Raw genomic sequence first — 22,187 nt, 5'->3', positions numbered from 1 at the left:
TCGTCGGTGCCTTGGTTCCGTCTCTTCCGTGTGGTCGGCGTGGTCGGCCGTGGTTCAGGAGGGGGCGGGGGTGTCCAGGAGCCCCGCCAGGTCCGCGAGGACGGGATGCCGCGTGACGTCCTTCAGGGTGATCGCCCGGTCCAGGGCGATCGCGAGCTTCACCGCCGCGAGCGAGGTGCCGCCGCGGTCGAAGAAGTGGTCCCGGCGGCCGATCCGGTCGCCGGGGATGCCGAGCACCTGGGCCCAGGCCGCCGCCACCCGGCGCTCGCTCGCGGTGCCGGGCGCGTGCGGGCCGTCCTCGGCGGGCGAACCGTTGCCGGCGGAGTCGAGTTCACCGGCGAGCGCGGTCAGCGTCTTGCGGTCGGTCTTGCCGTTGGCGGTCAGCGGCAGGCTCTCCCGCCAGTGGACGGCCGAGGGGACCATGTACGCGGGCAGCGACAGGGCCAGCCGCTCCCGCACGGCCGCCGAGCCGAGCCGGTCGGATCCGGAGCCGAGCGGGTCGGGCCCGGCGCAGAAGGCCACCAGCCGCGTGCCGCCCACGACCACCACGGCGCCGTCCCGGACCCCGGGCACCCGCAGCAGCGCGTTCTCGATCTCGCCGATCTCGATACGGAAGCCGCGGATCTTGACCTGGCTGTCCCGGCGGCCGAGGAACTCCAGCCTGCCGTCGGGCAGCCAGCGGCCGTGGTCACCGCTGCGGTAGAGCCGCTCACCGGGGCGGTATGGGTCGGTGGTGAACGCCGCCCTGGTCCGCTCGGGGTCGTTGACGTACCCGCGGCCGACACAGACACCGGAGAAGACGATCTCGCCGGGTGCCCCGAGGGGTACGGGGGACAGGTCCTCGTCGACGACGTACACCCGCACGTTGGCGACCGGCCGCCCGAGCGGGACCCGGTCCTGGTCCGGCACCCGGGACATGACCTCGTGGTTGGTGTCGTCCGAGGTCTCCGTCAGCCCGTACGCGTTGACCAGCCGGATGCCGGGCTCGGCCGCGAACCAGCGCTCGACGAGTTCCTTCTTCACCGCCTCCCCGGTGACCGACACGCAGTGCAGGTCCGGCAGTTCGCGCGGGCGCTGCTCCAACTCGGCCAGCACGGCTTCGAGATACGACGGAACGACCTGGAGGACATTGACCCGGCCGCCGGTGATCGTGTCCACGAACCGCGGGACGTCCAGGATCACCTCCTGTTCGACCAGCAGGGTCCGGCCGCCGACCAGGAGTGCGCAGACCAGCTGCCACAGCGAGATGTCGAAGCACTGGGGTGCGGTCTGGGCGACCACCTGGCCCTCGCCGACGCCCAGGTCGTCGAGCTTGGCGTGGGCGTGGTTCAGGAAGCCGGCGTGCTCGCACATCGCGCCCTTGGGCTCGCCGGTGGAGCCGGACGTGAAGTAGATGTAGGCGAGTTGGTCCGCGGCGACGGAGATGCCGAGATCGCTGTCGGGGTGGTTCTCCGCGTAGGCCGTGTCGACGTGCAGGACGCGGGCGTCGGTGGCCGCCCCGTCCAGGCTGGTGGTGCTGCCGCTCTCCGTCAGGACGAGTTCGCAGCCGGCGCGGTCGAGCGTCGCCGCGATGCGTTCGGCGGGGAAGTGCGGCTCGATGGGCAGATACACGCCGCCCGCCTTGAGGACGGCGAGGACGGCGGCCATCCAGTCCAGGTCGCGTTCCATGACCACGGCGACGACGTCCTCGGGGCGCAGCCCGCAGGTCAACAGGGCCCGACCGAGCTGGTTGGCACGGGAGTTGAGCTCCCGGTACGTCCACTCCTGGTCGCCCCGCACGGCCGCGACGGCGTCGGGGTGGGCCGACACCCTTTCCTCGAACAGCTCGTGGACCCGGCGGTCCGGCAGCTCGCGGTGCGGCCCCGCCAACCCGTCGAGCTGGAAGCGGAGTTCGTCGTCGGACAGCAGACTCTGCCGACCGGGCTCGGCGTCCGGGTCCGCGGTGAGGTGGGTGAGCGCGGTGAGGTGGTAGCCGGCGATCCGGGCGGCGGCGTCCGCGTCGAGGACATCGGTGCGGTAGCGCAGGCGCAGGGTGTGGTCCTCGAACGCCACGTGCAGCACGGTGTCCTCGGGGCCCCGGCCGCCGTGCGGATCCAACACGGTCTCGAATACGGTCGGTTCGGCTCCTGCCCCCTGCGCGGCCAGGCCCGCCTCGGCCTCACGTATGTGGTCCAGCAGGTCATGCCAGGAGCCGGTGCCGGTGCCGACGGTCAGCGGGCACGGCCTCGGCCGCTCGCCCTTCGCCGCCACGTATCCGACCGTCACCTCGCGCTCGCCGGACAGCGCGGCGAGGACCCGCGCGTGTGCGGCGAGGAGGGCGCGGGGTTCCCGCAACAGGCCCTCGGGCAGCGGGACTTCGTACTCCGCGGTGCCGGGCACCGGGTCGAGCGTCCACTTCGGGATCGTTTCCATGGTCTTGCTTCCCCCTGTTGTCTTTCTTGTTCGTGCCGCAGAGCCTGTCCGTGCCGCAGAGCTTGTCCGGGCCGCGGAGCTGGTCTGTGCCGCGGAGCCGTCAGGCCCGCCGTTGTGCGACCGCCGGGTTCCCGCCCCAGTGCGCGCCCGCCGGTACTTCCTCGCCCTTCATCAGGAAGGAGTCGGCGGCGAGTACGGCGCCGTCGCCGACCGACGCCCCGTAGTGCACGAGCGCGCCGACGCCGAGCGTCACGCCGTCGCCGATCTCGATGTGGTCGGACTTGAAGGTGCCGTCCTCCTGCGAGTGCGACTGCACCTTGCTGTGCGCGCCGAGCGTGCTGTCGCTCCCGATGGCGGTGAGTGTCCGCTCGGTGATGTAGGCCCCGTCGTCGAAGACCCGGCGGCCGACACGGACCCCGAGCAGCCGCCAGAGCAGGTTCTTGAACGGGGTGCCGTTGTAGATGCCGATGTGCGTGTCGGGGATCTTCCACAGCCGCTCGTGGCGCCAGAAGAGCGGGTCGTAGATGGAGTGCAGCCGGGGCTCCAGCGGACGGAACCTGCAGATCAGCCGCTCCACCAGCACGTAGTAGCCGGTGGTGAACGCGAGGCCGACGATCATGGACGCGCCGATCAGCAGACCGCCGGCGGCGCCGAGCTCCCCGTACAGGTCGAAGGCGGCGAAGCCGAGGACCGTGAGCACGAACCAGTCGAACCACCGGACGAACAGGAACAGGCCCATCGTGCGCAGGTTGTGCCGGTTCTTCGCGGCCAGGCGGCGGTGCAGCTCGTCGCCCTCACGGAGGTGGTCGAAGCGGGTGTCGCGCTCCACGGTCCTCGGGATCTCGAAGGGCGGCGAGCCCAGCAGGCCGACCCCTTCACGTATCTCGCCGTCGAGCGGGACCATCACCTTCGTGGCGAGCAGGCAGTTCTCGCCCGTGCGGCCCCCGGCGGGGTAGGCGATGTGGTTGCCGAGGAAGTTGTGCGCCCCGATCGACGTCCGCGAGACGCGGAACGAGGTGCCGGAGAACTCGGCGTTCATGATCGACAGCCCGTCGGCGACCATCGTGCCGCTGCCGACGGTGGCCAGGTACGGCGTCTCGTGCCCCACCTCCGTACCGAAGTTGGAGCCGGTCTGCTCGACGTGCGAGAGGTCGTACCCGAGGGCTCGCAGGTAGTGGACGATGTACGAGCTGTCGCCGCACAGCCACTTGAAGAACTTGACGTTGGTCAGGCGTGCGACGGCCCGCTGCACCGAGTAGTGGAAGCCGTAGAGCGGATAGACCCGGTCCGGTTCGAGGAACAGGTTCAGCAGCCGCGGCACCACGGTCACGACGGCGAGGCCGATCAGGACGAAGCCCACGAAGAGCGCGAGCGACAGCCCGAGCGCCTCGGCGTAGAACCGCGCCGACGTGACGTGCCGCGTGTCCCGGTCGAGCAGCACGTCCAGCGCCGGTGCCACCGTGAGCAGCATGTACGTGCCCCCGACGAGGAGCGGCACGTAGAGGAACAGCGTCTGCAGCACGGTGGCCAGGCCGTAGCCCACCCGCCGCGCGGTGCCGCAGTCCGCGGGCGCGACCCGTACGTGGTCGACGTCCGTGCGCTGGGCGGGGGAGCCGTGCCAGCGCTGCCCGTCCGGCACCGCCGCGCCGCCGTACAGCGCGGACGAGTGGCCGAGCTGGGAGCCGTCCCCCATGGAGCTGCCGATGTCGAGGACGGTCTTCTCGCCGACGAAGACGTCCCGGCCCAGGGTGACCGGGCCGGTGCGTATCCGGCCGGCGTGCGCCTGGTAGCAGAGGAAGTAGGAGTCCTTGCGGATGACCGTGCCCGAGCCGACGGTGAACAGGTCGGTGCAGACCGGGACCGAGTGGGACAGGATCGTGACGCCCTTGCCGATCCGCGCGCCGAGCGCCCGCAGATAGAGCACGTAGAGCGGGTTGCCGGCGAACAGGACCATCGGGTTGGCGTGCAGCAGTGCCTTGACGGTCCAGAAGCGCAGATAGGCCAGGCTCCAGACGGGGAACTCGGTCTCCTTCCAGCGGCCGACCAGCACCCACTTGGCCACCACCGGCAGCGCGCACACCCCGACGAAGACGGCCCCGCCGAAGAGGGCCGACCGCAGATAGACGTCCACCACGCCGTCCCCGGCCGAGACCCAGTCGTACCCCTGGGCGGTGACGAGCCCGGAGAGCAGGCAGTACGCCGCGAAGACCAGGAACTGGAGTGCTCCGCACAGGACGTACCGTGCGGTGCTGCCCGGCGGGGGAGGCTCGGCCGGTTCGGGCGCGGGCGCCGGCGGCTCGTCCGGGACCTCGGCGAGCGCCGCCGCGAGGCCCCGGATCGTCGGGTGGCCGTAGACGTCCCGCATCGAGACGGCCGGCAGGTCGGGGTGCTTCCTGACCCGGGCGCAGAAGTGGGCCATCACCAGGGAGTTGGCACCGAGGTCGTCGAAGAAGTGGCTGTCGACGGGAACCCGCTCGACGCGTACGACACCGGCGAGCACCTCCGCGAGGACGTGTTCGGTGCCGTTCGCCGGGGCGTGGGTGGTCGTGGTCAGGGAGCCGGCCGGAGCGGCGGTCGTGACCTCACCTGGATTTACCACCACTTGATCTCCTTGCTGATGATTACTGCTACTTGTTGACCGTTCGGAGTGATTGGTACTCCGGATGGGAATACGAAGGAATCCCGCCGGCAGTTTCATCGGGCAGCAGAATTGGCTATGCCTGAGGCGTGGGTGAACCAGGGTGATTCCGATGTGATTCCGGTGGGCCGGAAGAAAGAGTTGTTCCGGAAGAAAGGCTCGGGCCGGAAGGAAGAATTGTGCTCAATGGAAATGAGATGGCAGACGGGAGGAGATTGTTTGCCGAGTTTGCCGAGTTCACCGAGTGTCTGGAGTGGCCGCGTGAAAAGGTGCAGAGCAGCACGGCATGATCCGCGTGGTTCCCACGCGGATCACGGGTAACGCGGCTGTGTCGGGCCCTGGTCCAGGCCTTTCTTAGTCCCCCGTGTCGTGGTGCACTGAGCCGTCCCCACGTGCCCAGCGGAATGCAATCCGAATTGTTTCCGTGTGCTCATGAACGGGTCAAGGGCGTTTCGGCCTATGGCGCTTTCTCGCCGTTCGGACCTTCGTCGATTGCACCCCTGAATCGTCCCCTCCGTACGCGCGACCGGGGAACTCACCTTATGGATGGCGTATGTGCTGTCGTGCGCTCCGCTTCTGCGGGGTGAGAAATTCAGCCAACGCGGTCATGACAGAAAGCCGGTTCGATTTTCCTTTACGATTTCTGTCGGGTTGCTGCCGCTTTTCTTTCGTATGACGGAACCGGGAGGGGCGGAAGCACGCCATCGGGCACATCTGTCCCGGTCGTGGGACCGCGGGATGAGTGCGACCTCGCACGGCGGATACCTTTAGGGCGTGCAGCCAGCAAGTGAACCCCCTCAGCGGACGTCCGGCCGTCTCCATCGGGCCCGAGCCCTCTACCGGAACGTCTCCAAGCGCAGGACCACCTGGCTGCTGATCAAGGACACCGTCAACTCGTGCATCGAGTACCGGATCCTCGGACTCGCGGCGGAGGCGGCGTTCTTCACCCTGCTGTCCGTGCCGCCGCTGCTGCTCAGCATGCTCGGCCTGCTGGTCTACGTGGACGACTGGACCGGCGCCGACACCATCGCCAGCGTGGAGTCCAACCTCCTGGAGGCGTCCCGCACGATCCTCACCGACAAGGGCGTCACACAGATCGCCGAGCCCGTCCTCCACGACGTCATGGAGGGCGGCCGCCCCGACGTCATCTCCCTCGGCTTCCTGTTCGCCCTGTGGTCAGGCTCGCGCGCGGTGAACGTCTTCATCGACACCATCACCGTCATGTACGGCCTCGACGGTGTGCGCGGCATCGTCAAGACCCGGCTCGTGGCCTTCGCCCTGTTCATCGCGGCGCTGCTCATCGGCTCCATCGTGCTGCCGCTGGTCGTGGCGGGCCCGGACGCCGTGGTCGACGTCGTCCCCTGGTCGGAGAACGTCGTACAGGGGCTGTACTGGCCCGTCGTCATCCTGCTGTCCATCGCCTTCCTGACGACGCTCTACCACGTGTCGGTACCGGTGCGGTCGCCCTGGGTCGAGGACGTGCCGGGCGCCCTGGTGGCCCTCGCCATGTGGGTGCTGGGCAGCTTCCTGCTGCGCATCTACCTCACCAACACGGTCGAGGGCCCCAGCATCTACGGCTCCCTGGCCGCGCCCGTCGCCGTGCTGCTGTGGATCGGCGTCTCCGCCTTCGCGGTCCTGGTCGGCGCCGCCGTCAACGCGGCCATCGACCGGGTCTGGCCGGCCGCGGCCACCGCCGCCGCGCGAGCCGTCAACGAGCGGCTGCGCGCCGAGCAGGCCGCCGACCTCGTGGCCCGCGCCGCCGCCGCCCGGGCCCACCTCGCCGACGACCCGGACGACCCCGACATGCCCTCCGAGTTCCCGGAGCGCTGGTCCCGCTTCCTGCCCCCGGAGGACGTGACCTCCCGGCTGCGGTCGCACGCGAAGACCACACCCAAGAACGGCGACGAGACACCCCCGCCGCAGTGACCAGACGCTGTTGGCGAATCCGTCGGGCGAGGCAACTGTCGCGAGAGTCCCAGCGACACGCCGCGTTACACGGCGTGTCGCTGGGACTCTCGCACCACTTGTCGGCCGCCTGGCGGGTTCGCCGACAGCGTTCAGTGACCGCGACGGGGGGCGCCAGGGCGCGCTCCGGAAAGTTTCGGGGGTACGCCGGTGGCCGTCAGGCCTTCCACACGCCGGTCGCCGTGAGCTCGCGCGCGAAGTCCGTGAAATCGCGCGGCGCGCGCCCCAGAACCTGCCGGACGGTCTCCGTGGACTGGGCGTTGTGGCCGTCGAGCAGCCCGTCGAAGACCTCCTCCATGAAGGCGACCTCCTCGGGCGGCAGCCCGAACCCGGCCAGGCTCGCCCCGTACTCCTTCGTCGACACCGGCGTGTAGCGGATCTCCCGGCCCGCCGCGGTGGAGATCTCCGCCATGGCCTCACGGAACGACAGCAGCCGCGCCCCCGTGACCTCCAGGGTCCGACCCGCGTACGAGGAGTCCGTCAGCGCCTTCACGACCACGTCCGCGAGGTCCCGGGTGTCGATGAACGGCACCTTCACCTCACCGGCGGGGAACACGAACTCACCACTCCGCACGCCCTCCAGCAGCAGGCCCTCACTGAAGTTCTGGAAGAACCAGTCGGCCTGCACGACCGTCCACCCGGCACCCGACTCGCGCAGCGCCCGCTCGGCCGGCTCCGCCTGCCGCTCACCGCGCGCCGACAGCATCACCAGACGGCGTACGCCGAGCTCCTGGGCCAGCCGCGCGAGGGCGGCGATGTTCTCCGCGGCCCCCGGGGCGCCGATGTCCGGCGTGTACGCCAGATACGCCGCGTCCGCGCCGCGCAGCGCCTCGGCCCAGGTCGAGGAGTCGTACCAGTCGAAGCTCACCTCGCTGCTGCGCGAAGCGGCCCGTACACCGAACCCGGCGGCCTTCGCGGACTCCGCCACCCGACGCCCCGTCTTGCCCGAGGCCCCCGTCACCAACACCGTCTCGTTCCGCGTGTTTTCCGTCATGAGCCCAGTCAACGGCCTGGCGCCGGAAGGGAACATCGCTGAAGCTCTCGTTCCCATAAGGGCGCGTCTACCCTGGGCTCATGGACGCACTCGCAGGCCTTCTGGAAGGTCCACGCGCGCGTGGCGCCTTCATGATCCGAGCGTGTTTCGAGCCGCCCTGGTCCCTGCGCATCGAGGACCGTGCCCCGCTCACCGTCATGCTCCTGGTGCGCGGGCATGCCTGGATCACGCCCGAGGACGGGGAGCGGGTGCGGTTGCGGGCCGGCGACCTCGCCATCGCGCGCGGCCCCGACCCCTACACCTGCGCCGACGACCCGTCGACCCCGCCCCAGGCGGTCATCCTGCCGAACCAGGTGTGCACCCACCCGGACGGCCGCTCGCTGAAGGGCCGGATGGATCTGGGCGTCCGTACCTGGGGCGCGCGGCTCGACGGCTCGATGGTGATGCTGATCGGGACGTATCCGATGCACGGCGAGGTCAGCGGGCGGCTGCTGGACGCGCTGCCGGCGCTGCTGACCCTGCCCTCCGACGTGTGGGAGTGCCCGCTCACCCCGCTGATCATGGAGGAGATCGTGCGGGACGAGCCCGGCCAGGAGGTCGTCCTCGACCGGCTGCTCGACCTGCTGGTCATCGCCGCGCTGCGGGCCTGGTTCTCCCGCCCCGAGGCCGAGGCACCCGCGTGGTACCAGGCGCTGGCCGACCCCGTCGTGGGCCGGGTCCTGCGGCTCCTCCAGGACGATCCGGCCCACCCCTGGACGGTCGCCTCCCTCGCCGCGAAGGCCGGCGTCTCACGGGCCGCGCTCGCCCGCCGCTTCAGCGAACTCGTCGGCGAACCCCCGATGACGTACCTGACCGGCTGGCGCCTCGCCCTCGCCGCCGACCGGCTGCGCGGCACCGAGCACACCCTGGAGGCGATCGCCCGCCAGGTCGGCTACGGCAGCGCCTTCGCCCTGTCCAGCGCCTTCAAGCGGGTCTACGGGGTCAGCCCCCAGGAACACCGGACGAGGGCGGCGTAACCTTCTGCCTGTGGCCGAGTCGTACGTGGACATGTCCCCGCACCGGTACAGGGAGCGGGCGTCACGGCTCCCGGGCGCGGTCGTCTGGACCCGTACCGCCGGGCCGGGCGACTCGGCGCCGGTGCTGCCCGACGGGTGCATGGACCTGTTGTGGACCGAGGGGCGGCTCTTCGTCGCCGGGCCCGACACCCGCGCGTACGTGAGCGAGGCGCCCGGCGGTACGCGGTTCACGGGCGTCCGGTTCTTCCCCGGGACGGCGCCCGCCTGTCTCGGCGTCCCGGCGCACGAACTGCGCGACCGGCGGATCGACCTCGCGGACCTGTGGAGTGCGGGGGCCGTCCGGCGGCTCACCGAGCGGGTGGACGCGGCGGCCGATCCCGCCGCCGCGCTGGAGGCCTTGGCCGTGGCGCGGGCGGGCGATGTCGATCCGCCCGATCCGTGGGTGCGGGGCGCTGTGGCGGGGCTGTCGGCGGGACACTCCGTCGCCTCGGTCGCGGACGCGGTGGGGTGGAGCGAACGACAACTGCACCGGCGGGCGCGGGACGCCTTCGGCTACGGGCCGAAGACGCTGGCCAGGATTCTGCGCCTGCAGCGGGCGTTGGGGCTGGCGCGGGAGGGGGTGTCTCTGGCGGACACGGCGGCCCGCGCGGGGTTCGCCGACCAGGCTCATCTGGCGCGTGATGTACGGGAGTTGGCGGGGGCGCCGTTGGGGGAGTTGCTGCGGCGTTGAGGTGGTGGAGGGCGGGCGCGGGTTCGGTGGGGTCTGGTCGCGCCCCGCGGCGGAGCCGCGGATGCCATAGCCCCGCGCCCCTTGCGGAGCGCTACGGCGTGCTGCTCAGCGGTGCGAACAGGTCCACGCCGTTGCCGTCCGGGTCGCGTACGACCGCGTAGCGCATGCCCCAGTCGGCGTTCCAGGGCTTGAGTTCGGACGGCCGGCCGGCCGCCACCAGTTCCTCGTACGTGGCGTCGACGTCCGCGGGGCTGTCGCAGGCGAAGGCCAGGCCGACCCTTCCCTCACCCGTCGGCGGCTGCCAGCCGGGGTGGAAGGAGCGGATCGTGTCCTCCGTGTCGAGGGCGAAGCGCAGTCCGCCGGGCAGGTCCGCCTCGACGTGCGGCTGCTTCTCGGAGCCCTCGGGGAATTCGAGTCCCAGGCGGCGGTAGAAGGTCAGGGAGGCGGCCATGTCGGAGACGACGAGGCCGATGAGGTCGAATCGTGGAGTCATGGGACCACCGTAGGAAGGCCGGCGGACGGCGGTCTTGAACGAATCGGACAGGGCCGGGCCCCGCCCCGCCCGACCCGCACACCTCCCACTCCGTGTCCCGTCCGGCTACGGTGTCCCGGCATGGAGTCGGACATCGTCGAGATCGTGCGGTGGGAGACACCGCGGCCGCAGCGCGAGGACAACCTGTGCAGCGCGCACGGCAAGAAGTCCTGCGCCCGCGACCTGGTGGCGGACGTCTACCTCAAGGACAAGGGCAGCCCGCGCATCCACTGGACGGTGTGCCGGCACTGGCTGGACCACGAGCCGGACGTCCCCGAGTACGACGCCCGCCACGGCTAGCCCCGCCCGGTGGTACGGGCGGGAGCCCGGAACTACCGCTCGCCCTCGGACCGCCCCCGCAGCCACACGTACACGGGGATCCCCGCGAACAGGAACAACACCCCCTGGTACACGGCCGCGTACCCCGCCCCCGCGATCAGCCAGAACGAGAAGGCGAAGGAGAGGGCGGCGACGATCAGGTCCCGGGCCAGGCCCGCGGGGCGGACCCGTTCACGGGTGCCCCGGGCGAGCCAGTACAACTGGGCCGCGGCCGACAGCAGATACGGCACGCACCCGGTGAAGGTGGTGATGAGCACGAGGACGCGGAACGTGGTGCCGGGCCCCGCCGTGTAGTTGAGGCCGATCAGCACCGTGCCGAGTGAGGCGCAGGCAAGGACACCGAAGCCGGGGACTCCGCCCTTGCCCACGCGGGCGAACCTCGCCGGGAACAGCCCGTCGCGCGCGGCGGCGTACGGCATCTGGGCGCTCATCAGGATCCACCCGTTGAGGCAGCCGACCATCGAGGCGACGGCGACGATCGCGATGAGTGTGCCGCCCCAGTGACCGCCGGTCATCGCGTCGACGGCGTCGGCGAACGGCGCGCCGGACTGGGCGAGTTCGCCGTGCGGGACGAGCCCGAAGACCGCGACCGTACCGAGGAGGTAGACGAGCGCCGAGCCGAGCGTGCCCAGCACGCTCGCGCGGCCGACCGTGCGCTCCGGGTCGCGGACCTCGCCCGCGCTCATCGCGGCCGACTCGACGCCCAGGAAGCTGTAGAGGAGCAGCGCGGCGGAGGCGGCGAGCGTGCCGGACACGCTGTCGCCGGAGGCGTTGAACGGGCCGAAGTTGTCGGTGTCGATGAAGAAGAGTCCGACGGTGGCGACCAGGAGCAACGGTACGAACTTCAGGATCGTCGACACGATCTGTACCCCGCCGACCCAGCGGGTGCCCGCGAAGTTCGCGGCGGCGGGCAGCCACAACGCGGCCGCCGCCACGGCCGCCTCCAGGGCGCGGTTGCCGTCCAGCGGCAGCAGTACGTCGGCGTAGCCGACGGTCGCCACCGCGAGCGCGGCGATGCTGACCCAGGTCATGGTCCAGTACGACCAGGCCGACAGAAAGCCCGCGAACTCACCGAAGGCGTCCCGCGGATACACGTAGAGCCCGCCGGTGACCGGGCTGCGGCGCGCGAGTTTCCCGAAGAGCAGGGCCAGCAGCACCGCGCCTATGGACAGGATGACGAAGGCGAGCAGGCTGACCGTGCCGTACGGGGCGACGGTGGCGGGCAGCACGAAGATGCCACCGCCGATGATGTTGCCCATGACGAGGGCGGTGGCGGCGGCGAGGCCGAAGGTGCGGCGGGGTGCGGCCGGGGCCGGAGCGGGCGGTGTTCCACCGGCCTCGGTGGTGCTGGGGGCAGTCATGGCACTTCCGGATTCCGTGGGGACGCGCCGCATCGCGTCCGGCGGCCACGGCGACGCCGGTCGACGCACTGCGGCGTACGGGGGGTGGGGAGGCCGTGATCGTAACCCCGCATCCCACATGGTGGGCGATCTGTTCACACACTGGACATGTGCGGGCGTCCGCCGCGCCTTCGACTAGCGTCGTGACATGAGCAGCGACACCCCCAGCGATCCCTCTCCCGCCGCCCCGCGCACCCTCGCCGAGGCGCTCGCCACCGGCACCGTCCTCCTCGACGGCGGTATGTCCAACCAGCTCGCATCGGCCGGGCACGACCTGAGCGACGAGCTGTGGTCCGCGCGGCTGCTCGCCGAGCGGCCCGAGGCGATCACCGAGGCGCATCTGGCGTACTTCGAGGCGGGCGCGAACGTGGCGATCACCGCCAGCTACCAGGCGACCTTCGAGGGCTTCGCGGGGCGCGGCATCTCCCACGAGCGCGCGGCCGAACTGCTCGGGCTCAGCGTCGAACTCGCCCGCGAGGCGGCCCGGCGGGCCGGGGCGAAGGGCGTGCGCCGGCCGCTGTGGGTGGCGGCGTCGGTGGGCCCGTACGGGGCGATGCTCGCGGACGGTTCGGAGTACCGGGGCAGGTACGGGCTGAGCGTCGCCGAGTTGGAGGCGTTCCACCGGCCCCGCCTTGAGGTGCTGGCCGAGGCCGGTCCTGACGTCCTGGCCCTTGAGACCGTGCCCGACGCCGACGAGGCACGGGCGCTGCTGCGGGCGGTGCGCGGGCTCGGTGTACCGGCGTGGCTGTCGTACAGCGTCGCCGGGGGCCGGACCCGGGCCGGGCAGCCGCTGGAGGAGGCCTTCGTGCTCGCCGCCGACGCCGACGAGGTGATCGCGGTCGGCGTCAACTGCTGTGCCCCCGACGACGTGGACGCCGCGGTGGAGACCGCCGCACGCGTCACCGGCAAGCCGGTCGTGGTCTACCCGAACAGCGGCGAGACCTGGGACGCCGAGGCGCGCGCCTGGACCGGCCGCTCCACCTTCACCCCCGAACAGGTCGGCGGCTGGGAGCGGGCCGGGGCCCGGCTGATCGGCGGATGCTGCCGGGTCGGGCCGACGGCGATCACGGGAATCGCGGAAGCACTTGTCCCGCTCGGCTCACCCGATTCGCCCAACTCACCCAACTCGTCCAACTCGCTCGACTCCGCGTGAGGGCGGGGCGGGTCGGCCGGGTGCCGTGCTCGCCCGCACCCGGCCGGGTGGTCAGCGGGGTGCTGCCGTGCTCGCCCGTACCACCAGCCGCGTGGACAACTCCGTACGCGTCCCCTCCGGCTGCTCGCCCGCCATCATGCGCACCAGCAGGCGCAGTGCCGTCGCCGCCATCTCGGCGAGCGGCTGGCGGACGGTCGTCAGGGGCGGCGAGGCCCAGTGGGCCTCGGGCAGATCGTCGAAACCCACCACGCTGACGTTGTCCGGAACGGACAGCCCTCGCTCGGCGAGGGCCCGGTAGGCGCCGAGGGCCATGCGGTCCGAGCAGGCGAAGACGGCCGTGGGCGGTTCCGGCAGATCGAGGAGCTCCAGCATCCGCCGGTGCGCGGCGCTCTCGTCGAAGTTGCCGTAGCGCAGGTACTCGGGGCGGTGGCGCAGCCCGGCCGCCGCGAGGGCCGAGCGGTAGCCGGCGACGCGCGCGGTGCCGCACATCCTGCGGCGGTAGCCGGCGATGACGGCCACGCGTTCGTGGCCGAGGGAGAGCAGGTGCTCGGTGGCGGTCACCCCGCCGTGCCAGTTGGCCGCGCCCACCGAGACGACCCCGGGCGGCGGTTCGAGCACCGGGTCGATCAGCACGAACGGGATGCGGTGCTGGTCCAACCAGGCGTACTGGGACGCGGTCAGTTCGGCGAGGTTGAACAGCACGCCGGAAGAGCCGCGCGTGGAGAGCTTGTCCAGCCAGCCGCGCTCCGGCCGGCCGCCCCGGGTCCGGGTCAGGCCCGCCGAGACGACCACCTCAAGGCCCGCGTCGTGCGCCGCCTCCTCCACGCCGTGCAGGATCGAGCCCGACCAGGAGTTCTCCAGCGAATGGACGACCAGGTCGACCAGACCGGGCGACTTCACCGCGTCGAACCGGGGTCTGCGGACATAGCCGAGCCGGTCGAGCGCCTCCGTCACCCGGCGGCGGGTCTCCGGCGCCACGTCCTCGCGGCCGTTGACAACCTTGGAGGCCGTCGGTACGGAAACGCCCGCCTCGCGTGCGACGACCGCGAGGGTCGGCCCGGCCACGCTTCCGGTACGCACCATGGAAGCCCACCTCTCCAGGCCCCGTCCCGAGGGCCGCCGAAAGTTTCGGGTAGAAAGCGCTTCCTACAGTAAGGCCGCGATGACACGCCGTGGAAGAGCCGGTATTCAACGGAATTTCGCGGAGCCGAAACTTTCGAAATGCCGAACACGGAGACCCTGGGCGGCTCGGCCGCGCCGCCCGTCCCGCCGGACGGAGGGGGCGGCACGACGGATTTCGCCCTTCTCGGGACCGCCCAGGGGCAGGGCTTGGGCTGCGCTTGGGCAGCGCTTGGGCTGCGAGACACATGGGTTGTGTGATGCGCTGAGGGGGCAGGGCCTGTGGTTCCCGCTCAGGTGAGGAGATGGCCGAATGACCGAGGGTCCCGTGGTCAGCACGCCCTACGGTGCCGTCCGAGGCCGCTACGAGAACGGCCTCGCCGTGTTCCGGGGCATCCCCTACGCCGCCCCTCCCTTCGGCCCCCGCCGCTTCCGGCCGCCCGTCCCGCCCGAGCCGTGGGACGGCGTGCGCGACGCGGGCGCCTTCGGGCCGACGCCGCCCAAGCCCCCGTACTCCGAGGCCTTCGCGAAGCTGCTCGCCGACCCGGTCGTGCCGGGCGACGACATCCTCAACCTGAACGTGTGGACACCCGAGCCGGGCCCCGGCGCCCGCCTGCCCGTCATGGTGTGGATCCACGGCGGCGCGCTGACCCGCGGCTCGTCGGCGGTACCGGTGTACGACGGCCGGGCCTTCGCCCGCGACGGCCTGGTGTTCGTCTCCCTCAACTACCGCCTGGGCGTGGAGGGTTACGGCCTCTTCCCGGACGCCCCCGCCAACCCGGGCCTGCGCGACCAACTCGCCGCGCTGGAGTGGGTACGGGACGCGATCGCCGGCTTCGGCGGTGATCCGGACCGGGTGACGGTCTTCGGAGAGTCCGCCGGCGCGATCAGCATCGGCGCGCTGCTGGCGAGCCCGCGCGCCCAGGGACTGTTCCGGCGGGCCGTGCTGCAGAGCGGCCCGCCCGAGGTGACGGAACGGGACAAGGTGCGTCGCCTGGTGCGGCGGATGGCCGCCCGGCTGAAGGTCCCCGCGACCGCCGAGGCGTTCGCCGCCGTCGACCGTGCCGCCCTGGCCGAGGCGCAGGCCGAGGCCGGCCGCCGTGCCAGCCCGGTCCTCGGGGGCCCCGCGTTCGGCATCGTCGTCGACGGCGACCTCGTGCCGCGCGACCCGCTGGAGGCGCTGCTCGACGGCGACGCGGCCCGGGACGTCGACCTGCTGCTGGGCTGGACCAGCGAGGAGTACCGGCTGTGGCTCGCGCCCACCGGCCTCCTGGAGCGCATCGACCGGCTGGGCCCGGTCGCCCTGGCCGGCGCGATGGCCCGTTGCCGCTGCGGCCCCGAGGTCCCGCGCGGCTACCGGCTGGCCCATCCCGACGCGAGCACCGCCGACCTGGTGGGCCAGCTGGTCACCGACCATCTCCTCCGCGTACCCCTGCACCGCCTGGCGGACGCCCACCCGGCACCCTCGTACGTCTACGAGTTCGCCTGGCCCTCCAACGTCCCCGGCCTCGGCGCCTGCCACGCCCTGGAACTCGGATTCGTCTTCGACACCGCCGACGTGCCCGAGTCCGCGAAGCTCGCCGGGCCCGGGGCCCCGCAGGCCCTCGCCGACGAGATGCACTCGGCGTGGGTACGGTTCGCCGTCGAGGGGGATCCGGGGTGGCCGGTGTGGGACGCCACACATCCCGTGCGGGTCCTCGGGGCGGGGGAACCCGCGGTCGTGCACGGGCCACGGGATCGCGAACTCGCCCTGTGGGAGGCCGAGTTCGCCGCCGCGGAGGCTGCGACCGACCCTGCCGACCCGGCCGATCCGAAGACGCGGAAGACGCCGAAGCCGGGTGCGGTGCCGTTGTCCGTCGTGCGGCGGCTTCGGAGGCCGGGAGGTGTGCGGCGGGGGTGACGGGAGTGACGAGGGTGACGATCGAGGGGTCGTCCGCCGCTCACCGGGCGCGGAGTCGTCCCGCCCAGCCGATTCCGCCGAGCAGGTGCTGCCGGAAGGCCGGATCCCCGTAGGCCTCCGAGGCGTGGCCGAGGGCTGTGTAGAAGACCCGGCCCGCGCCCTGTTCGCGGCACCACACGAGCGGATGGTCGTCCCCCATCCCGCCTCCCTCGTACGAGGATTCGTCGGCGGAGACGAGCACGCGCACCGAACCTCGCGGGTTCGTGCGGAAGTCGTACCACTCGTCGGTGAACTCCCAGACGGCGGGCAGATGCCGGGTGGCGGGGTGATCCCGGTCCTCCACCACCGCCTTGCCCGGCTGGTGGTCGGGGTGCCGCGCGAACCTGGCCCCGAGCAACTCGCCGTAGTAGGGCCAGCCGTACTCCGTGCAGGCCGCCGCGTGCACCCCGACGAAGCCGCCGCCCGCCTCCACGTACGCGGCGAGGTGCTCCCGGCCGGCGGGCGTCAGGATGTCGCCGCTGGTGGAGAGGAAGACGACGGCCGCGTACGGGCCGACGGGGGCGTCGAAGAAGTCGGGGGCCTCCGTCGCGTGGACGGTGAAGCCGTGGGCGGCCCCGAGCGACCGTACGGCGGCGATGCCGTCGGGTATCGACTCGTGGCGGTAGTCCGTGGTGAGGGTGTGGACGAGGATGCGGGGTTCGAGGTGCTGCGCTGCCATGGGAGCCGACTCTATGGCGCGCTGTCGCGTGGGCCGGAGGGCCGGAGGGCCGGTGGCACACGGGCGGGGGTCCGAAATCTTCGGTCCGGCGGGCCTGCCGAGTGGCTCTCTCCGGTGGCCGCACCACTCGTTCCGCTGCTCGCCCCGACGCCCTCTGTGTGACTCAACCCGACGCGCCCACCTCGTTGTTGGGCGCCCCGTCGCCCACCGGGGGCAGGTCCCCGCGTTCGACCGGCTCGGTTGCGGTACCTTCGGGTGCCGGCGGCAGGAGGGCGGTCAGTTCGGCGGCGTCCGGGTGGTGTGCCGCCTCCGCGGCCTCGCGCAGCACGGCGCGGTCCAGCCGGTTCGCGTCGCCGACGAGCCGGATCACATGGCCGTCGCGCGGCAGGGCGTACTCGTGTTGGCCACCGGCCTTCCGGTACCAGGCGTCCCCGTCGCGCTCACAGGCGACCGACTCGCCCGATCCCTGCCCCACTTGAGTCTTCGGGCAGTTCTCCGCGGTCAACGTGCCCCGGTCCACGAAGAGTTCGAACTGGGTGTGGGTCTTCCGGGACACGTACGCGGTATGGAACCCGTCGCCCCCGAACACCCTCACCGACTGCTGGGCCACGGCGAACCCCGGGGCCTCGGTGACGTAGACGAGTCCCGGGGCGATCCCCAAAGCCCTGGCGCGGGCGGCGAGTTCAGCGGGATCGGCCGGGTCGTCCGGGCTGCCCGTGCCCTTGTCGGCACCGCCTGTCCCCGTGTCGGCACCTGCCGTACCCGTGCCCGCCCCGGCCCCCGCCTCCTCCGTACCGCAGGAAACGAGCAACAGGGGCAGGAACAGCAGCGGCAGGACACGTACGGCACGGTTCATGGGCGCCATCCTGCCGCACGGGTGTTCCCCTCCGGTGCGCGAAAGCCAGGATCTGTCCCGCAGCATCCGCTCCACGGGCAGCATCCGGTTGGCGGGCACCCGCCACAACGGATCGGCACCGCTGTCGGTGAAGGCCCTCCACATGGGCTCGCCGAGGAACTCCCGGTCCGCCGGGACCAGTTCGCCGGGACCGGTTCGCCGGGTCCGCAGGAGTGTGGCAGGTGGCTCGCCAGGGTGACGTCGCCGGTGCGGCAGCCGGCCGACTCCGCATCCGGCACGAGATGGGTGTCCACCTCAATCAGACAGGCGATCCGCGCCTGGGGAGAGCCGGCCTTGTCGTGGCAGCGGCTGTTTCCCGGACGGCCGAAGGCAGCCCTCATCGGCCGGGCTGTCGGCCACGTCCCAGCAGGCGGAGTCCACCGACGGCAGCCGCAGCCCCCGCCAGCAGCAACCCGGAGTGGCCTCGGTGCCCATCGGGGCCGCGGTCGTGGCAGACAGCACCCGCGGCGGCTCCGATCCCAGGCGCTGACGGCTGCCTTCGGCCGTCCGGGAAACAGCCCCGGCCACGCAGGCCCTCGACCAGATGCCGCATCACCCTCCAGCTACGGCGCCGGCGAGAACAGGGCAAGGGCGAGTACGAACTACGCCACCAGCCGGGCCGGCAGCAGACGTCCGCATTGGCCCTAAACCTTGTCCGTTCCCCAGCGGGAGCAACCGGGTCCGCTCGATCTGATCGGCGAATCGCACGGCTTCCCGCTGGCTCTTCATGGTGCCGATCAGGCCGTGTATTTGGGCGCGGGAGTGAAGGCGCGGCGCACGGTTTCCGCGAGGGCTCGGCGTCGGCCTTCGTGTTCGCTCTCGGGGTCGTCCGGAGAGGCGGTGTGGATCAGGCCGACCGGTGACCAGGTCAGCGCCATTGCTGTGACGATCGAGAGCACGTCGGCCGGGTCGAGCGACGGATCGATGTGTCCGGAACGCTGCGCAGTGGTGATCGCCTCCAGCTTGCGTGTCGTCTGAGCATCCATGCTGGTCAGCAGGGGGCCGGTGGGGACGCGCTCCAGGCGTGCCCATGCGGCCAGACGGACCAGCTCCGGGTGGAGCAGGCAGGTGTCGTAGAGGCGGGTGGCATAGTCGGGAAGATCTTCGGCCGTCATCGGCACGGCATGGATGATCTTTTCGGCGTGATCGTTGAAGACCGCGTCGAACAGACCGTCTTTGTTGCCGTAGTAGGCGTACATCTGCGCCTTGTTCGCTCGGGCGTTGGCCGAGATTCTGTCGACCCGGGCGCCGGCGATCCCGTAGGTGGCGAACTCGGCGGCGGCCGCGTCGAGCAAGCGGCGTCGTGTGGCCTGTCCATCCTTCATGCCCTCACTATAACTAACCAGTTTGTTTGACCGAAGGCCAGGGATGCGTCTACTGTCGGCGGAGAAAGTAACCGACTAGTTTGTTACATCATGGAGGTACCTCATGCCGACCGCCTCATCCTTGATCACCACATCGTTCAGCGCGCAGAGCAGTGCGGACGAGGTGGCGGAGGGCATCGACCTCTCCGGCACCCGCGTCATCGTTACCGGCGCCGCCTCGGGCATCGGTGTCGAGACCGCCCGTTCGCTGGCCCGCGCCGGAGCCGACGTCACCTTGGCGGTCCGCGACCTGGATGCCGGAGCTCGGGTCGCACAGGACCTGACCGCGACGACCGGTAACGCCGGCATCCACGTCGCGCACCTCGACCTCGCCGACCAGAGCACGGTCAGTCGTTTCGTCGAGGGCTGGAGCGGCCCCCTCCATCTGCTGATCAACAACGCGGGCATCATGGCCACTCCGGAGCTGCGCACCGCGGAGGGCTGGGAACTGCAGTTCGCCACAAATCACCTCGGCCACTTCGCCCTGGCGCTGGGACTGCATGACGCCCTCGCCGCCGGTGCCGCCGAGCGGGGCGACTCGCGCATCGTGGCGCTCAGCTCCGCCGGGCACATGTTCTCGCCGGTGGACTTCGACGACATCCACTTCCGTCGCCGGGCCTACGACCCGATGATCGCCTACGGACAGTCCAAGACGGCCGTCATCCTGTTCGCACGCGAAGCCACCCGCCGCTGGGCCGACGACGGAATCACCGCCAACGCCGTCAACCCCGGAGGGATCGCCACCGGACTCCAGCGGCACTTCCCGCAGGAGCTGCACGACCAGTTCGCCCAGCACGAAGCTGCCGGGGTCTTCACGTACAAGACCGTGCAGCAGGGCGCGGCCACGACTTTGGTCGCCGCGGTGGCACCGGAGTTCGCGAACACGGGCGGGCACTATCTCGACGACGCCCAAGAGGCGCAAACCGTACCCAACGACGCCGACCCTACTGAGAACCCCCATGCCGTTAAAGAGTGGGCGCTCGACCCCACAGCGGCCAAGGAACTGTGGGCCGTCTCGACCGACCTGCTGCGCAACCCCGCCTGAGTCCAGAGACCCTCGGGGGGCAAGGTCTCCCTGCTTGCAGGTCCCGGCCGCATGTTGGTGGGCGCGGCATACGGAACACCCGTCCGGACCCGGAACCGTATGTCGCCGATCAACTGCCGCCGAGGCCGGACAGGAGGCCACCCCGCTTTCGTGCCTTCGGCAACAACGGCTCCAGTGCCACCCACTGCTCGTCCGTCAGACGACGACGGCTTCCGCGCCCTGTACGCGGGGGACGAGTTCGACCGGAACCGCCACAACAGGTGGTCCCCGGAACAAGTGGTGGACATCGCGCTCGCCCACCCGCCCAACCTCCAGCCGGAGCAGGGAAGCAGGCCCGGTAGGCCCGGCAGGTGGGACCACTCCGACTCCAACTACGTCGTCGCCGGCATGGTCGTCGAGAAGGCCACTGGCGGCACCTATGTGCAGGCGGTCGAGCGTCTAGTCATCCGCCCGCCCAGCAGCGGCAGTTGCTCGACGCGGTCCACGCCGACGGCGACAAGGGCCACGGCGGCATGATCCCCGGCTCCGCGACCCGGACGCTCTCCTCGGCGGACGGCCGGCGCGTCATGACCATGAACCGCAACGGCGACCGGGGCGAGCAGCGACTGGAGGACGCGGCCGTCGGGACCGAGTTCTGCGAGCGCTGACAGCGCCTGCCCGTGCGCGGTGTCGTGTTCACCAGCTGATGCCGGCCGCCACCGGCAGGTGGTCGCTGCCGGTGGCCGGCAGTACCCACGAGCTCCGCGCCTCCACACCGCGGACCAGGATCTGGTCGATCCGTACGACTGGGAACCCCGCCGGCCAGCTGAAGCCGAAGCCGTCCCCGGCCGTCTCCTGGGCCGAGCGCAGCTCCGAGGTGAGGCCGGCGAACGCGCGGTCGTCCGTCGTGCCGTTCAGGTCGCCGAGCAGCACCACCCGCTCGTTGCGCTCGGCCGCGATCGCCTCGCCGAGCTTCTGCGCGCCGTCGTCCCGCTGGCCCGTCGACAGGCCCGCCCTGGGATTGACGCGTACGGAGCCCAGGTGGGCCACATACACCGCGAGCGGCCCCCGGTCCGTGGCCACCGTGGTGCGCAGCGCCCGGGGCGTGGCCGCCTTCTCCTCGGCCGACAGGTTCTCCGCCAGCGGCCCGGCCATGCCCAGCATCGCGACGTCGACCGTCCGGGTGTCCGAAAGCGGCAGCCTGCTCCACAGCCCGACCGTGCCCTTCACCGCGTGGTACGGGTACGCCTTCGCCAGCCCCTTCTCGTACGCGCCCCTGGCCTGCCCGCTCAGCTCCTCAAGGGCAAGCACGTCCGCCCCGGAGGCGGCCAGGTCGCGGGCGGTGCCGGCCGGGTCGGGGTTGCCGGCGCCGACGTTGTGGCTGACCACGGTGAGGTCGCCGCCCGGGTGGGACTTGTCACTGAGCAGCCCGCCGAAGAGGCTGAGCCACACCGTGACCGGCAGCAGCAGCGCGACCACCGCGGAGGCGGAGCGACGCCACAGCGCCCCGGCCAGCAGCACCGGGACGAACAGGCCGAACCACGGCAGGAACGTCTCCACCAGGCTGCCGACGTTCTTGAACCCGTCCGGGATCCGCGCGTGCAGCAGCATGAGCAGGCCGAGGAGCAGCGCGAGCGTCGCGAGCACCGGGCCGCGCTTCCAGGGCTCGGGCCGGGCGCCGGCGCGGATCGCCCGGCGGATGCCCGCGCGCCAGGCAACGGAGCCGTCACCCCAGGGGTCGTCACGCCGTCGGCCGGCGCCGTCCTGTCCGGCCTCGGCAGCCGTGTCCCGCGCGTCGGCGGCCACGGCGGCCACGGGGTCCACGGGTTCCTGAGTGTCCTGCTGGGGAGTGGTCGTCATCGCGTGGAGGCTCCCGGTGGGTCGGGCTGGAGTCGGGTGCGGGGACGGCCACGGCCGGCTCCTGTTCGTGCTGGTTCGCTGCGGGACATGCCCCCAGTCAAGGTGGCGTGGTGTTGCCGGCCCGTATG

At 71.6% G+C, this 22,187-nt stretch carries 19 protein-coding genes; 9 read left to right on the top strand and 10 right to left on the bottom strand.

The features are described 5' to 3' along the window. Positions 1–54: 54 nt before the first annotated feature. Positions 55–2,412, bottom strand: a complete 2,358-nt coding sequence (locus tag ACH4YP_RS13360) for an amino acid adenylation domain-containing protein (protein ID WP_398490631.1) — start codon at positions 2,410–2,412, stop codon at positions 55–57. Positions 2,413–2,512: 100 nt separating this feature from the next. Further along, complete coding sequence (locus tag ACH4YP_RS13355; protein ID WP_398490630.1) at positions 2,513–5,014, bottom strand: Pls/PosA family non-ribosomal peptide synthetase; 2,502 nt, start codon at positions 5,012–5,014, stop codon at positions 2,513–2,515. Positions 5,015–5,824: 810 nt separating this feature from the next. Between ACH4YP_RS13355 and ACH4YP_RS13350 the strand changes: the two genes are divergently transcribed. Continuing rightward, positions 5,825–6,976 (top strand): YihY/virulence factor BrkB family protein, encoded by a 1,152-nt coding sequence (locus ACH4YP_RS13350; RefSeq protein WP_361068948.1) that lies wholly within the window; start codon positions 5,825–5,827, stop codon positions 6,974–6,976. A gap of 196 nt (positions 6,977–7,172) precedes the next feature. Here the strand turns inward: ACH4YP_RS13350 and ACH4YP_RS13345 are convergent, their stop codons facing one another. Further along, positions 7,173–8,009 (bottom strand): NAD(P)H-binding protein, encoded by an 837-nt coding sequence (locus ACH4YP_RS13345; protein ID WP_361066211.1) that lies wholly within the window; start codon positions 8,007–8,009, stop codon positions 7,173–7,175. An 80-nt stretch (positions 8,010–8,089) separates the two neighbouring features. Between ACH4YP_RS13345 and ACH4YP_RS13340 the strand changes: the two genes are divergently transcribed. Next, a complete protein-coding gene (locus ACH4YP_RS13340) occupies positions 8,090–9,025 on the top strand; it encodes an AraC family transcriptional regulator (RefSeq protein WP_361066214.1) in 936 nt (311 codons plus the stop codon). A gap of 31 nt (positions 9,026–9,056) precedes the next feature. After that, the gene (locus ACH4YP_RS13335; protein WP_361066297.1) at positions 9,057–9,755 is read left to right on the top strand and encodes a helix-turn-helix transcriptional regulator; all 699 of its coding nucleotides are present in this window, start codon (positions 9,057–9,059) and stop codon (positions 9,753–9,755) included. Positions 9,756–9,846: 91 nt separating this feature from the next. Here ACH4YP_RS13335 and ACH4YP_RS13330 read toward each other — a convergent pair whose 3' ends face one another. Beyond that, entirely contained in the window at positions 9,847–10,248 is a 402-nt protein-coding gene (locus ACH4YP_RS13330) for a VOC family protein (RefSeq protein WP_398490629.1), read from the bottom strand. A 120-nt stretch (positions 10,249–10,368) separates the two neighbouring features. On the opposite strand from ACH4YP_RS13330, the gene ACH4YP_RS13325 reads away from it, so the two are divergent. Beyond that, positions 10,369–10,587, top strand: a complete 219-nt coding sequence (locus tag ACH4YP_RS13325; protein ID WP_398490628.1) for a hypothetical protein — start codon at positions 10,369–10,371, stop codon at positions 10,585–10,587. A gap of 32 nt (positions 10,588–10,619) precedes the next feature. On the opposite strand, the gene ACH4YP_RS13320 is transcribed toward ACH4YP_RS13325, so the two are convergent. Further along, positions 10,620–11,987 carry an amino acid permease gene (locus ACH4YP_RS13320; RefSeq protein WP_398490627.1) on the bottom strand — a complete coding sequence of 456 codons (1,368 nt, stop codon included), beginning with the start codon at positions 11,985–11,987 and terminating at the stop codon, positions 10,620–10,622. 187 nt (positions 11,988–12,174) lie between these two features. On the opposite strand from ACH4YP_RS13320, the gene mmuM reads away from it, so the two are divergent. Then, positions 12,175–13,179, top strand: a complete 1,005-nt coding sequence (gene mmuM, locus ACH4YP_RS13315; protein ID WP_398490626.1) for a homocysteine S-methyltransferase — start codon at positions 12,175–12,177, stop codon at positions 13,177–13,179. A gap of 51 nt (positions 13,180–13,230) precedes the next feature. Here the strand turns inward: mmuM and ACH4YP_RS13310 are convergent, their stop codons facing one another. Continuing rightward, a complete protein-coding gene (locus ACH4YP_RS13310; protein WP_398490625.1) occupies positions 13,231–14,262 on the bottom strand; it encodes a LacI family DNA-binding transcriptional regulator in 1,032 nt (343 codons plus the stop codon). Between the two features lie 349 nt (positions 14,263–14,611). On the opposite strand from ACH4YP_RS13310, the gene ACH4YP_RS13305 reads away from it, so the two are divergent. Next, positions 14,612–16,198, top strand: coding sequence for a carboxylesterase family protein (locus ACH4YP_RS13305; RefSeq protein WP_361066231.1), 1,587 nt, complete (start codon positions 14,612–14,614; stop codon positions 16,196–16,198). A gap of 40 nt (positions 16,199–16,238) precedes the next feature. On the opposite strand, the gene ACH4YP_RS13300 is transcribed toward ACH4YP_RS13305, so the two are convergent. From ACH4YP_RS13300 to ACH4YP_RS13290, 3 genes are all read right to left on the bottom strand, one after another. Next, the gene (locus ACH4YP_RS13300) at positions 16,239–16,916 is read right to left on the bottom strand and encodes a ThuA domain-containing protein (RefSeq protein WP_398490624.1); all 678 of its coding nucleotides are present in this window, start codon (positions 16,914–16,916) and stop codon (positions 16,239–16,241) included. Between the two features lie 163 nt (positions 16,917–17,079). Beyond that, positions 17,080–17,772 (bottom strand): hypothetical protein, encoded by a 693-nt coding sequence (locus ACH4YP_RS13295; protein WP_398490623.1) that lies wholly within the window; start codon positions 17,770–17,772, stop codon positions 17,080–17,082. Positions 17,773–18,548: 776 nt separating this feature from the next. Beyond that, positions 18,549–19,136: a TetR family transcriptional regulator gene (locus ACH4YP_RS13290; RefSeq protein WP_398490622.1), complete on the bottom strand. Its 588-nt coding sequence runs from the start codon at positions 19,134–19,136 to the stop codon at positions 18,549–18,551. A 103-nt stretch (positions 19,137–19,239) separates the two neighbouring features. Here ACH4YP_RS13290 and ACH4YP_RS13285 point away from each other — a divergent pair, with 103 nt between their 5' ends. The 3 genes from ACH4YP_RS13285 (at position 19,240) to ACH4YP_RS13275 (ending at position 20,867) form a co-directional block, all read left to right on the top strand. Then, complete coding sequence (locus ACH4YP_RS13285; RefSeq protein WP_398490621.1) at positions 19,240–20,220, top strand: SDR family NAD(P)-dependent oxidoreductase; 981 nt, start codon at positions 19,240–19,242, stop codon at positions 20,218–20,220. A 174-nt stretch (positions 20,221–20,394) separates the two neighbouring features. Continuing rightward, positions 20,395–20,736: a hypothetical protein gene (locus tag ACH4YP_RS13280; protein WP_361066244.1), complete on the top strand. Its 342-nt coding sequence runs from the start codon at positions 20,395–20,397 to the stop codon at positions 20,734–20,736. Next, a complete protein-coding gene (locus tag ACH4YP_RS13275; protein ID WP_398490620.1) occupies positions 20,733–20,867 on the top strand; it encodes a hypothetical protein in 135 nt (44 codons plus the stop codon). Before ACH4YP_RS13280 ends, ACH4YP_RS13275 begins: the two co-directional genes overlap by 4 nt. A 28-nt stretch (positions 20,868–20,895) precedes the next feature. Here the strand turns inward: ACH4YP_RS13275 and ACH4YP_RS13270 are convergent, their stop codons facing one another. After that, on the bottom strand, positions 20,896–22,059 hold the full coding sequence (locus ACH4YP_RS13270) for an endonuclease/exonuclease/phosphatase family protein (protein WP_398490619.1): 1,164 nt from the start codon (positions 22,057–22,059) through the stop codon (positions 20,896–20,898). Positions 22,060–22,187: the final 128 nt, after the last annotated feature.

The organism is Streptomyces sp. NPDC020747 (genome assembly GCF_044334695.1).
Classification (GTDB): domain Bacteria; phylum Actinomycetota; class Actinomycetes; order Streptomycetales; family Streptomycetaceae; genus Streptomyces.
This window is presented reverse-complemented; position numbering and strand designations above follow the sequence as displayed.